This window comes from Stenotrophomonas sp. 82F1 (genome assembly GCF_056861525.1).
In genome coordinates this window covers 76,793-88,948 of sequence record NZ_JBSPUD010000016.1, presented here as the reverse complement: position 1 = coordinate 88,948, position 12,156 = coordinate 76,793, and the positions used below count along the sequence as shown (strand labels likewise).

At 66.9% G+C, this 12,156-nt stretch carries 13 protein-coding genes; 4 read left to right on the top strand and 9 right to left on the bottom strand.

Going from position 1 to position 12,156, the window contains the following annotated elements; genetic code table 11:
* Positions 1-29 precede the first annotated feature (29 nt).
* The 4 genes from dnaJ to hrcA form a co-directional block, all read right to left on the bottom strand.
* Positions 30-1,163 (bottom strand): molecular chaperone DnaJ, encoded by a 1,134-nt coding sequence (dnaJ, locus tag AC13GI_RS15390; RefSeq protein WP_025878872.1) that lies wholly within the window; start codon positions 1,161-1,163, stop codon positions 30-32.
* A gap of 154 nt (positions 1,164-1,317) precedes the next feature.
* On the bottom strand, positions 1,318-3,243 hold the full coding sequence (dnaK, locus tag AC13GI_RS15385) for a molecular chaperone DnaK (protein WP_265955779.1): 1,926 nt from the start codon (positions 3,241-3,243) through the stop codon (positions 1,318-1,320).
* 203 nt (positions 3,244-3,446) lie between these two features.
* Positions 3,447-3,962 carry a nucleotide exchange factor GrpE gene (gene grpE, locus AC13GI_RS15380; RefSeq protein ID WP_025878870.1) on the bottom strand — a complete coding sequence of 172 codons (516 nt, stop codon included), beginning with the start codon at positions 3,960-3,962 and terminating at the stop codon, positions 3,447-3,449.
* A 63-nt stretch (positions 3,963-4,025) separates the two neighbouring features.
* Positions 4,026-5,090, bottom strand: coding sequence for a heat-inducible transcriptional repressor HrcA (gene hrcA, locus AC13GI_RS15375; RefSeq protein WP_099820184.1), 1,065 nt, complete (start codon positions 5,088-5,090; stop codon positions 4,026-4,028).
* A 115-nt stretch (positions 5,091-5,205) separates the two neighbouring features.
* Between hrcA and recN the strand changes: the two genes are divergently transcribed.
* Positions 5,206-6,867 carry a DNA repair protein RecN gene (recN, locus tag AC13GI_RS15370; protein WP_099820183.1) on the top strand — a complete coding sequence of 554 codons (1,662 nt, stop codon included), beginning with the start codon at positions 5,206-5,208 and terminating at the stop codon, positions 6,865-6,867.
* 104 nt (positions 6,868-6,971) lie between these two features.
* On the opposite strand, the gene AC13GI_RS15365 is transcribed toward recN, so the two are convergent.
* Entirely contained in the window at positions 6,972-7,889 is a 918-nt protein-coding gene (locus AC13GI_RS15365; RefSeq protein ID WP_099820182.1) for a LysR family transcriptional regulator, read from the bottom strand.
* A 97-nt stretch (positions 7,890-7,986) separates the two neighbouring features.
* Here AC13GI_RS15365 and AC13GI_RS15360 point away from each other — a divergent pair, with 97 nt between their 5' ends.
* Positions 7,987-9,231, top strand: coding sequence for an SGNH/GDSL hydrolase family protein (locus AC13GI_RS15360; RefSeq protein ID WP_482996732.1), 1,245 nt, complete (start codon positions 7,987-7,989; stop codon positions 9,229-9,231).
* A 57-nt stretch (positions 9,232-9,288) separates the two neighbouring features.
* On the opposite strand, the gene fur is transcribed toward AC13GI_RS15360, so the two are convergent.
* The gene (fur, locus tag AC13GI_RS15355; protein ID WP_100552275.1) at positions 9,289-9,696 is read right to left on the bottom strand and encodes a ferric iron uptake transcriptional regulator; all 408 of its coding nucleotides are present in this window, start codon (positions 9,694-9,696) and stop codon (positions 9,289-9,291) included.
* 103 nt (positions 9,697-9,799) lie between these two features.
* Between fur and AC13GI_RS15350 the strand changes: the two genes are divergently transcribed.
* On the top strand, positions 9,800-10,195 hold the full coding sequence (locus AC13GI_RS15350) for an outer membrane protein assembly factor BamE (protein ID WP_099820180.1): 396 nt from the start codon (positions 9,800-9,802) through the stop codon (positions 10,193-10,195).
* Between the two features lie 36 nt (positions 10,196-10,231).
* On the opposite strand, the gene AC13GI_RS15345 is transcribed toward AC13GI_RS15350, so the two are convergent.
* A complete protein-coding gene (locus AC13GI_RS15345; RefSeq protein WP_099820179.1) occupies positions 10,232-10,489 on the bottom strand; it encodes an RnfH family protein in 258 nt (85 codons plus the stop codon).
* Positions 10,490-10,492: 3 nt separating this feature from the next.
* A complete protein-coding gene (locus AC13GI_RS15340; RefSeq protein ID WP_025878862.1) occupies positions 10,493-10,918 on the bottom strand; it encodes a type II toxin-antitoxin system RatA family toxin in 426 nt (141 codons plus the stop codon).
* Positions 10,919-10,975: 57 nt separating this feature from the next.
* Between AC13GI_RS15340 and smpB the strand changes: the two genes are divergently transcribed.
* On the top strand, positions 10,976-11,479 hold the full coding sequence (gene smpB / locus AC13GI_RS15335) for an SsrA-binding protein SmpB (protein ID WP_025878861.1): 504 nt from the start codon (positions 10,976-10,978) through the stop codon (positions 11,477-11,479).
* A gap of 90 nt (positions 11,480-11,569) precedes the next feature.
* Here smpB and AC13GI_RS15330 read toward each other — a convergent pair whose 3' ends face one another.
* Positions 11,570-12,142: a hypothetical protein gene (locus AC13GI_RS15330; RefSeq protein WP_482996731.1), complete on the bottom strand. Its 573-nt coding sequence runs from the start codon at positions 12,140-12,142 to the stop codon at positions 11,570-11,572.
* Positions 12,143-12,156: the final 14 nt, after the last annotated feature.

Sequence of the window (12,156 nt, the reverse complement as noted above, 5' to 3'; positions counted from 1 at the left end):
CGCTGTCGTTCAACATGTCCGTTGACAGATCAGGACGTCATCCGATCCCAGAAGCCCTTGACGCCGTCGATGAAGGTCGCCGACTTCGGCGAATGCTTGCGCGCATCCTCGCCGTTGAAGGTGGCCTCGAACTGCTCCAGCAGCTTGCGCTGGTCGCTGGTGAGGTTGACCGGCGTCTCCACCACCACGCGGCAGTACAGGTCGCCTTCGCTGCGGCTGCGCACCGAGCGCACGCCCTTGCCGCGCAGGCGGAACAGCTTGCCGGTCTGGGTCTCGGCCGGAATGCGGATTTCCGCCTCACCACCGAGGGTCGCCACGCGCACGGTGTCGCCCAGTGCGGCCTGCGAAATGCGGATCGGCACTTCGCAGTGCAGGTCGTCGCCGTCGCGCTGGAAGATGTGGTGCTCACGCACGCGCACTTCCACGTACAGATCGCCCGGCGGCGTACCGGCCGGACCGGCCTCGCCCTCACCCGCCAGGCGGATGCGGTCACCGGTATCCACGCCTGCCGGTACCTTCACCGACAGCACCTTGTCTTCCTCGACACGGCCGTTGCCGTGGCAGGTCTTGCAGGGCTTGGCGATGATCTGGCCACGGCCGCCGCAGTTGTGGCAGGCCTGCTGCATGGCGAAGATGCCACGCTGGATGCGCACCTGGCCGCGCCCATGACAGACGTTGCAGGTCTCGACCTTGCCGTCTTCCGAGCCGCTGCCATCGCAGTCGCCACATTCGGCCAGGGTCGGAATCTCGATGCGGCGTTCGACGCCACGCACCGCTTCTTCCAGGTCCAGCTCCATCACGTAACCGATGTCGGCGCCGCGACGCGCCTGGCGCGGACCGCCGCCGCCGGCACCACCAAAGATGTTGCCGAAGATGTCACCGAAAATATCGTTCATGTCCGGGCCGCCCGGACCACCACCGCCACCGCCCATGCCGTGTTCGAACGCGGCGTGGCCATGGCTGTCGTACATGCGGCGCTTGTTGCCGTCGGACAGTACTTCGTAGGCTTCCTTGCACTCCTTGAAGGAGGCTTCGGCCGCCGCATCACCCGGGTTGCGGTCCGGGTGGAATTTCATCGCGCAACGACGATAGGACTTCTTCAGTTCTTCGTCGGTGGCGGTGCGGGCAACGCCCAGCACTTCGTAGTAATCGCGCTTGCTCATATCGTGGATCGCATTCCGGAAAGTCGGGATTCGTCAAAGCGGAAGAGCGGAACCAGGTCCGCTCTTGCGTCGGGCGCCCCGACACGCCAGAGGACGGTCAGGACCCTGATACGACAACGGGACGCTGGCAAGCAGCGTCCCGCGTCGGTCCGGATCAGGACTTCTTGTCGTCCTTGACTTCGGTGAACTCGGCGTCCACCACGTCATCCTGCGCCTTGCCCGCATTGCCGGCGTCGGCACCCGGGGCTGCACCGCCCTGGTCGGCCGAAGCGGCAGCAAACAGCGACTGGCCGGCTTCTTCCAGCACCTTCGACTTGGCTTCGATCTGTGCCTTGTCGTCACCCTTCATCGCGGTTTCCAGATCGGCCAGGGCCGCTTCAACCTTGCCGATCACTTCGCCACCGACCTTGCTGCCGTGCTCGGTGATCGCGCTGCGGGTGCCGTGGATCAGGGCATCGGCCTGGTTGCGGGCCTGCACCAGCTCCTGGAACTTCTTGTCTTCTTCGCGGTTGGCTTCCGCGTCGGCGACCATGCGTGCGATTTCTTCCTCGGACAGGCCCGAACCGGCCTTGATCTCGACCTTCTGTTCCTTGTTGGTCTTCTTGTCCTTGGCCGACACGTGCAGGATGCCGTTGGCGTCGATGTCGAAGGACACTTCCACCTGCGGCAGACCGCGCGGGGCCGGCTCGATGCCGGACAGGTCGAACTTGGCCAGCGACTTGTTGAAGCGGGCCTGTTCGCGCTCACCCTGCAGCACGTGCACGGTCACGGCCGACTGGTTGTCCTCGGCGGTGGAGAATACCTGCGAGGCCTTGGTCGGGATGGTGGTGTTCTTTTCGATGATCTTGGTGAACACACCGCCCATGGTTTCGATGCCCAGCGACAGCGGGGTCACGTCCAGCAGCAGCACGTCCTTGACGTCGCCGCCGAGCACGCCGCCCTGGATCGCAGCACCCAGTGCCACGGCTTCGTCCGGGTTGACGTCCTTGCGCGGTTCCTTGCCGAAGAACTCGGTGACCGCCTGCTGCACCTTCGGCATGCGGGTCTGGCCACCGACCAGGATCACTTCGCTGATGTCGCTCGAACGCAGGCCGGCGTCATTCAACGCGACGCGGCACGGCTCGATCGACTTCTTGATCAGCTCGTCCACCAGCGATTCCAGCTTGGCGCGGGTCAGCTTGATGTTCAGGTGCTTCGGACCCGACGCGTCAGCGGTGACGTACGGCAGGTTCACTTCGGTCTGCTGGGCGCTGGACAGTTCGATCTTGGCGCGCTCGGCAGCATCCTTCAGGCGCTGCAGGGCCAGCGGATCCTTGCGCAGGTCGATGCCCTGGTCCTTGTTGAACTCTTCAACCAGGTACTCGATGACGCGGTTGTCGAAGTCTTCGCCACCCAGGAAGGTGTCGCCGTTGGTGGCCAGCACTTCGAACTGCTTCTCGCCGTCGACGTTGGCGATCTCGATCACCGAGACGTCGAAGGTGCCGCCGCCCAGGTCGTACACAACGATCTTGCGATCCTTGTTGTCGCCCTTGTCCAGGCCATAGGCCAGCGCGGCCGCAGTCGGCTCGTTGATGATGCGCTTGACGTCCAGGCCGGCGATGCGGCCGGCGTCCTTGGTCGCCTGGCGCTGGCTGTCGTTGAAGTAGGCCGGCACGGTGATGACCGCTTCGGTGACCTTCTCACCGAGGAAGTCCTCGGCGGTCTTCTTCATCTTCTCCAGCACCTTGGCCGAGATTTCCTGCGGCGCCATCTTCTTGGCATCGCTGGTGGCCACCCAGGCATCGCCATTGTCATGGGCCAGGATGCTGTACGGGACGTGCGCGATGTCCTTCTGCACTTCGGCGTCGGTGAACTTGCGGCCGATCAGGCGCTTCACCGCGTAGAAGGTGTTCTTCGGGTTGGTCACGGCCTGGCGCTTGGCCGAGGCACCGACCAGGACTTCGCCGTCCTTGGTGTAGGCGACGATCGACGGGGTGGTGCGGTCGCCTTCCGAATTTTCGATGACGCGGGCCTTGCCGCCGTCCATGATCGCCACGCACGAGTTGGTGGTGCCGAGGTCGATACCAATGATCTTGCCCATGGGGGAGACTCCTTGAAGGATGTTGTTTTTGTCAGTCCGGCCGTTCGGCCGGTGGATGAATGGGATGTGGGGGAGGCTCGTGGAACATTCAAGCCACCCCTCGAACGCTGTGTTTCCGTTCGCCCAACACGTTCAGCGTCGGTCGTGCCGATGCCCCGTCCGGGGCGCGGACACCCTCGCCAGGCCGGGCCCGGCGCGCGGGGTCAATCGGCGGCAACCACCACCAGCGCCGGTCGCAGCAGGCGCTCGTTGAGCAGGTAACCCTTCTGGAACACGGTCACCACGCTGCCCGGGGCGGCGCCGGGGGCGGCGACCTGGCTGATCGCCTGGTGGTGTTCCGGGTTGAACGGCTGGCCGGTCGGGTCCAGCAGCACCAGGCCGTTGTCACCAGCAACCTTCAGCAGCTGCTTGTAGGTCAGCTCCAGGCCTTCGCGAAGCGGATGGGCATCGTCGCCGGCAGCCTTGAGGCCGGCATCGAGGCTGTCGAATACCGGCAGCAGCTCGCCCAGCAGCTTCTCGTTGGCGAACTTGCGCGCCTGCTCGATGTCGCGGGCCACGCGCTTGCGCTGGTTGTCCAGGTCGGCGCGCTCTCGCAGCGCTTCGGCCTTGACCTGCTCCACTTCGGCACGGAGCTGTTCGATCTGTTCGTTGACGCCCTCGGCGGCAGCTGCGTCGGCGGCGGCCTGCTGGGCGGCGATGTCTGGCTGATCTTGATTCATGTCTGGGTCCCTGGCGGTCACTCTCCGCCTCCACCCACCCTAGTGTGGGCGGGATGCTGCGTTTCAAGCGTCCGATGCACCCGGAGTTCGCCCGCCGGGCGAAAAGGCCGCACCGAGCACATCAGCGGTGGCCTGGACCAGCGGGATCATGCGGTCGTAGGCCATCCGTTTCGGCCCGATCACGCCCAGCACGCCCAGTACCTGGCCATTGGCGGTGTACGGCGCGGTGACCAGCGAGACGCCCTGCAGGGGCACCACGCCGGTTTCTTCGCCGATGAAGATGCGCACGCCGGGGGCCTGGATGGTCCGCTCCAGCAGCTGCAGGATCTCGCGCTTGCTGGAGAACAGCTCGAACAGTTCGCGCAGGCGCTCCAGGTCGGACAGGTCCTGCACCCCCATCAGGCGGGTCTGGCCGGCCACCAGCATGTCGTCGGCCGGCGGCTGCAGGGCCTGCTCGGCCAGCTCGATGCTGTGCGCCAGCACCTGTTCCAGCTCGGACCGCGCGTCGCGCAGCTCCAGCAGCAGGCGGGTGCGGATCTCGGCCAGTGGCAGCCCGGCGAAGTGGGCATTGAGGTAGTTGGCCACCTGCTCCAGCTGCCCCGGCGCGAAGTCCTGGCGGGTCTCGATCACCCGGTTCTGCACCTCGTTGTCGGCAAACACCAGGATCGCCAGCACCCGGCGCCCGTCCAGCGCCACGAAATCGATCTGGCGGAAGGCGAACTGCTCGCGGCGCGGGGCGCTGACCACGCCAACGAAATGACTCATCGCCGACAGCAGCTCCGAGGCGCTGCCGAGCAGGGCCTGGGTACTGCCGCCTCCGGCCAGCTCCTGACGCAGCCGGGCCAGTTCACCCTCGCCCGGCGGCTGCATCTGCAGCAGGCTGTCGACGAACACCCGGTAGCCATGCGCGGTCGGAATCCGGCCCGCCGAGGTGTGCGGCGAGGCCAGCAGGCCCAGGTCTTCCAGGTCGCCAAGGATGTTGCGGATGGTGGCCGGGCTGACCTCCAGGCCGGCCACGCGCGCCAGCGTCTGCGAGCCCACGGGTTCGCCGTCCTGGATGTAGCGCGCGATCAGCGTGCGCAGCAGGTGCCGCGCGCGCGGGGCAAGTTGGTCGGGAGAACCGTGCATGGAATCAACCTGTGAGACAGGGACATTAGATAATGGCGACGCATCCCCTTGGCAAGTCATTGGACGACCCCGCCGCGCGTGCTAGCGTTGCGCGGCTGCAGACACCCCCTTACCCATGCTCAGACATCTTTCAATCAAGGATTTCGCCGTCGTCCGCGCCACCGAACTGGAGTTCGGGCCGGGCATGACCGTGGTTTCAGGCGAGACCGGCGCGGGCAAGTCGCTGATGGTCGACGCGCTGGGCTTCCTGTCCGGCCTGCGCGCCGACAGCGGCGTGGTCCGCCACGGCGCGGCCCGGGCCGAACTGTCGGCCGAGTTCGCGCTGGACCAGCTGCAGGCCGCCCGCCAGTGGCTGGCCAGCAACGAGCTGGACGACGACGACCAATGCCAGCTGCGCCGCGTGATCCGCGCCGACGGCGGCTCACGCTCGTGGATCAACGGCCGCCCGGTCACGCTGGCGCAACTGGCCGACCTGGCCGGCCTGCTGGTGGAGATCCATGGCCAGCACGAGCAGCAGGCCCTGCTGACGCGTCCGTCGCAGCTGGCCCTGCTGGACGCCTATGCCCGCAACGAAAGCGAACGCCGCCAGGTGCGCCGTGCTGCCGCCACCTGGCAGGCGCTGGTCGATGAATCCCTGGCACTGTCGCAACAGGGCGATGTGAGTGACCGCATCGGCTTCCTCGAACACCAGCTGCGCGAACTGGACCGTGAGGATCTGGAACCGGAGTCGATCACCGCGCTCGGCGCCAGCCATCGCCGTCAGGCGCACGCCAGCGCCTTGTTGGCCGCCTGCCAGGCAGCTTCGGACCAGCTCAACGGCGACGAAGGCCACTCGGCGCTCGATCTGCTGCAGCAGGTGCGGCATGAACTGGCCAGGGTGGCCGAACATGACCCGCGCCTGGGCGATGTCGATGCCTTGATCGACAGCGCCTCCATCCAGCTGCACGAAGCCCTGGCCCTGCTCGACCGGGTGCATGACGACCTGGACGCCGATCCGGACCAGTTCGAGGAGAATGAGCGCCGTCTGGGCCGCCTGCACGATCTGGCCCGCAAGCACCGCGTGCCGATGGACGAGCTGGGTATGCAGCGCGAGCGCATGCACGCCGAAGTGGAACAGCTGCGTGGCGCCGACGAGCGCCTGCAGCGGCTGGCCGGCGAGATTGAAAAGGCCGCAGCGGCTTGGCGCGTCGAGGCCGCGGTGCTGACCAGCAGCCGCCGCACCGCTGCTGCCGAGCTGTCGGCCACCACCACCGGCATCATCGCCGAGCTGGGCATGGGCGGCGGCCAGTTCCTGATCGAACTGGAGCCGCAGGACAGCGGCAAGCCGGACCCGCAGGGCGCCGAGCGCGTTGAATTCCTGGTGGCGGCCAATGCTGGCCAGCCACCGCGTGCGCTGCGCAAGGTCGCTTCCGGTGGCGAGCTGTCACGCATTTCGCTGGCCATCGAAGTGGCCGCGCTCGACCTCGACGCGGTACCGACCATGGTGTTCGACGAAGTCGACTCCGGCATCGGTGGCGCGGTGGCCGATATCGTCGGGCAGAAGCTGCGCGCCCTCGGCGAGAAGCGTCAGGTGCTGTGCGTGACCCACCTGCCGCAGGTCGCCTCCAAGGGTCACGCGCACTACCGGGTCAGCAAGGCGCCGGTGGAAGGCATGACCCAGAGCGCGGTGGAGAAGCTGGACACCAAGGCGCGCGAGGAAGAGCTGGCGCGCATGCTCGGTGGCGTGGAAGTGAGCAAGGAAGCTCGCGCCGCCGCGCGCAAGCTGCTGCAGGCCTGAGGCTGGTGGCGCCGAGCGTGGGCTCGGCTCTACAGGAATCTCGAACGGAACCGACGTGTAGAGCCGAGCCCATGCTCGGCTTCCGCGCGGTAGCGCGGCGCATGTCACCCCAGCGGTCGCGCCAGATCCACCGTTTCCACCAGGAAATCGAGGAACGCGCGCACCCGCAGCGGCAGGTACCCCCCCTGCCCCAGGAACACGGCGTGCACCTCTTCCAGGTCGCCCGGGTTGGCGTCCTCCAGCACCGGCAACAACCGCCCTGCCGCGATGTCGGCCTGCACCTGGAACGCGGCCAGACGGGCCATGCCCAGCCCGCCCAGCACCAGCTGACGCAGTGCATCGCCATTGCTGGCGCGCGCATTTCCGCTGGGCAGCACCCGCTGCTCCTGCCCATCCTGCAACAGCGGCCAGCCCTGCACCGACCGTGCGTGGCCGATATCCAGCCGGTTGTGCGCCAGCAGCGCCTCGACATTGCCCGGCAATCCGTGTCGTGCCGCATAGGCCGGTGCCGCCACGATCATCATCCGCGTTGCCCCCAGCCGGCGTGCGACCAGGCTGGAGCTCTTCAGCGGACCGGCCCGCACCGCCACGTCGGTACGCTGCTCCAGCAGATCGATCACCTCGTCGGTCAGGGTCAGGTCCACCCCCACCTGCGGGTGCCGCTGCAGGAATTCCGGCAGCAGTGGCAGCAGGAAGTGCTGGCCGAACGGCACGTTGGCATTCACCCGCAGCCGCCCGCGCGGCTCGGCGTGGGCGCTGGCGCAGCGTTCGGCTTCTTCCAGATCAGCCAGCACGCGCAGGCCGCGCTCATAGAACGCACACCCCTCCGGGGTCAGCTGCAGCTGGCGGGTGGAACGCTGCAGCAGGCGCGTCCCCAGCCGCTGTTCCAGCCGCGCAACCAGCTTGCTGACCGCCGACGGCGTCATCTCCAGGCTGCGGGCGGCAGCGGAAAAGCCGCCGGTCTCGATCACCCGCACGAACACTTCCAGTTCGCCGGATCGGTTGATGTCGGTGCGTGCCATGGCAATGAATTTGATTCACAGATGATTGTCCATGCGCAGTCTAGTTCACAGGTGAGCGCGGACGCACCATGGCCGTCCCTGCCACCGGGTCACTCCCATGAATCGCTTGAGCCAGCTGACCGCCACCGCCCTGCTTGCCCTGTCCGGCGCCGCCGCCGCATCACCTGCCCCGCACTGGGTCGCCAGCTGGCAAGCCAGCCCGCAGCCGGTGTGGGGCAGCGATTTCCTGTTTCCCACCCTCATCCCCGGCCAACTGCAGGACCAGACCTTCCGGCAGAGCGCGCGCCTCAGCCTGGGCGGGCCGCGCCTGCGGGTCCGGCTGAGCAATGCCTATGGCACCCGGCCGTTGAAGATCGGCGCTGCCAGCGTGGCCGCACATACGGGTGATACACCGCAGCCGCTGCGCTTCGACGGCCAACCCGGGGTCGTGATCGGGCCGGGGCAGGACCGCCTGAGCGATCCGCTCTCCCTTCCCACGGCTGATCGGCAGGCCTTACAGGTGGACGTGTACCTGCCTGACCCCACGCCGCTGCAGACCTTCCATTGGGAGGGCAGGCAGACCAGCTGGATTGCGCCGGGCGACCAGCATCGCCTGCCTGCATTGCACGGCGCCAGCAGTACCACGGCCCGCCTGCTGTTGTCTGGCATCGAAGTCGAGGCTGCGGCCAGCGCGCGCAGCGTGGTGGTGGTCGGCGATTCAATCACCGATGGCGCCACCGCCAGCCTCGACCAGGACCAGCGCTGGACCGATCACCTCGCCGCGCGGCTGGCACCAGAAGGTGTAGCGGTGGTCAATGCCGGCATCTCCGGCGGTCGCCTGCTGCGCGATGGCATGGGCGAATCGGCCTTGGGCCGCTTCCAGCGTGATGTGCTCGATCAGCCCGGCGTCGCCAGTGTGATCGTGCTGATCGGCATCAACGACATCAGCTGGCCGGGCACCGCCTTTGCCCGCGACGAGACGCGGCCGACCCTGGCCGAGCTGCAGGCCGGCTACCGCGACCTGGCCAAGCGCGCCCATGCCCGCGGCCTGCGCATCCTCGGTGCGACCCTGACGCCGTTTGCCGGTGCCCTGCCCGGCACACCGCTCGACGACTACTACGCCCCTGGCAAGGACGCCCTGCGCCAGCAGCTCAATGCCTGGCTGCGCACGGACGGTCCGTTTGATGCGGTAATCGAGCTCGACACCGCCCTGCGCGATCCGGCCGATCCCTCAAGGATGGCGGCGGCCTATGACTCCGGCGACCACCTGCACCCGGGCGATGCGGGGAACCGGGCGATGGCCGAGGCGGTGGATCTGGAGGTTCTGATGGCGCCATCCACGCGTGGCGTGGATCTACGCTGACAAACGAAAAACCCCGGGCATGCCCGGGGTTTCGTCGCAATCGGCTGGCTGCGGGGCTTACTTGCGCTTCTTGCGCACGTACAGCACCAGGGAGTGCTCTTCCAGCTCGTAGCCGTGATCGGCGGCGATCTTGCGCTGCAGCTCTTCGATCTCGGTGCTTTCGAACTCGATGATCTTGCCGCTGTCCACGTCGACCATGTGGTCGTGGTGGCCGCCGCGGTCGAGTTCGTAGACGGCCTGGCCGCCTTCGAAATTGTGCTTGAGCACGAGGCCGGCAGCCTCGAACTGGGTCAGCACCCGGTACACCGTGGCCAGGCCGATCTCGTCGCCATGCTCCAGCAGCTGGCGGTAGATGTCTTCGGCGGTCATGTGGTGCTGGGCATTGCGCTGCTCGAGCAGCGCCAGGATCCGCATCCGCGGATGGGTCACCTTCAGGCCGACTTTACGCAGGTCGTGGGTTTCCATAGGTCTCCGTTCATTGGCGATTTAGCGCCAGCTGCCTCGGATTGGGTCGCGGTGGCACGCCGGGAGTGTATCATCGGATTGATTTCCCCAACCGCCAGTCCCGATGCGCAATCTCCTGTTGGTCGCCGCCGTTGCCTTGTCCACCACCGGGTGCGGCATCATCTACAAGCAACCCATCTACCAGGGCAACCTGATCCGGGAAGATGCCGTGGCCAAGCTGCAGGTCGGGCAGAGCAAGCAGCAGGTCAACGCCCTGCTGGGAACCCCCTCGGTGCCGGACCCGTTCCACGCCCAGCGCTGGGACTACACCTCGACCGAGCGCGTGAACCGCCTGGGCCGTACCGACGTGAAGAATTTCGTCGTGTACTTCGAAAATGATGTGGTCACCCGTTGGGATGGCGATTACTTCCCGGCCAACGACAAGGCCCTTGCCCAGCAGACCGTGCGCCAGTTCGGCCGCAATCTGCCGAAGGACAAGAAGAAGAAGGGCGGCCGCTGAGCCACCCTGCCCGTCCTTCGGGACGGGTCTTGAGGATCATCCGCCGCGCGCACGTCGCCGGCGGTTGTCCTTCGGGTCGGCCTGCAGGACACGCAGCAGCTCCACACGATCACCATCCAGCAGCACCTGCTGCGGCCGCGCCAGCACGCCATGCACCGCAGCAGCCGGACAATCGGCACTGCCTTCGAGCCCGGCCGCTGCCACCGCATCAGCCACGGTCGCCCCTTCCTCCAGCTGCAGCCGGCGCGACAGCACCTGTTGTGGCCAGGCCAGCACGACCTCGACCTCGATCATCGTTCAGCCCTCGTCGGCGACGCGGACGAAATCGTTGACCATGCGATCGGCCAGCCCCTGGAAGCCGATCGCCAGCGCCGGGCCCAGCAGGCGTGAACTCGGCTCGAAGTCCAGAGTGAGGGTGACCTTGCAGGCATCTTCAGCCAGGGCATGGAACTCCCAGCGGCCGTGCAGTTGCTTGAAGGGCCCCTCGCGCAGCTGCATGTCGATGCTGTGCGGGCGCTGCAGGGTGTTTTCGGTCTGGAACCAGGTACTGAACGAACCCAGGCCCAGGTCCAGGCGAGCGACCAGCCGGTCTTCGCCCTGCTCGAGGATGCGGGCGTCGGAGCACCAGCGGAAGCGGCGCGGATAGGCCTGGACATCGTTGACCAGATCGAACATGCGCGCGGCCGAATGTTCGACCAGGGCACTGCGGCGGATAGTAGGCATGAATACAGGACGCTTCGGCAATCGACCGGGCGGGCCCGAATCGGAGACAATACGGAAATGAGCAAGAACACCGGCAAGGATAAAGCAAAGAGCGCGACGGCCAACAAGACCATCGCGTTGAACAAGCGTGCCCGTCACGAGTACCACATCGAAGACCGCTTCGAAGCCGGCCTGGCTCTGCAAGGCTGGGAAGTGAAGTCGATCCGCGCTGGCCGCGGCAACATCGTCGACGCCTACGCCTATGTGAAGGATGGCGAGATCTTCCTGATCGGTGCGCAGATCACCCCGCTGATCCAGGCCTCCACCCACGTGGTGGCCAACGACCGGCGCGAGCGCAAGCTGCTGCTGCACCGGAGCGAGATCGACAAGCTGGTCGGCAAGGTCGAGCGCGATGGCTACACGATCGTGCCCACCGCCATGTACTGGAGCAAGAACAAGATCAAGCTGGAAGTGGCGCTGGCCAAGGGCAAGCAGACCCACGACAAGCGCGATGCCGCCAAGGACCGTGACTGGGCGATCGAGAAGCAGCGGGTGATGCGTCGCGGCAACCGCGACGCATAAGGACGCCGGCCCGCTTTCGTGTAGAGCCGAGCCATGCTCGGCTTCGGCAAGGAAGCAGCCGAGCGCAGGCTCGGCTCTACAAGACGCTGATCAGCCCGCCAGCAGGCCCTGCCCGCGCAGGCGCGGGGACAGCGCCGCGTGCATCACCGCCAGGTGCATCACCACCGACAGCTCCGGGGCATGGCGATCATCGCCGGCCCGCCACTGTTGTGCCAGCCGGGCAGCGTCGACGGGCAACAAGGCCAGCAACTGGGCATCATCCAGCGCATCGGCGGAGGCCTGCAGCTGCCGGGCCAACTGCCGCGACTGCCACACGTGCACGCCAATGCTCAGGCTTGCCAGCGACATCAGGGTCAGGGCCAGGCCATGTTCGAACCACTGTGACAGCACATCCGGACCCCACAGGAGTGCGGCCAGTACCGCCAGGGCCGGCAGCCGCCAGCCCAGCCAATGGAAGCGGCCACGCCGAGGCCAATGCACCACCACCGCACTGGCGATCAGCGCGGCTGCCGCCGTGGCCGGCAACTCGGTTGCCCAGGTTGCAGTCAACAACACCGCCAGCACCGCCCAGACCCAGCCGGGCGGCAGTGCCCGCCGCTGGTAATCGGCCCCTACCGGGCCAACCAGCTGACGCAGGCTGCGTTGTTGCATTGCTTCGGTCACCGGCCGTCTCCGTC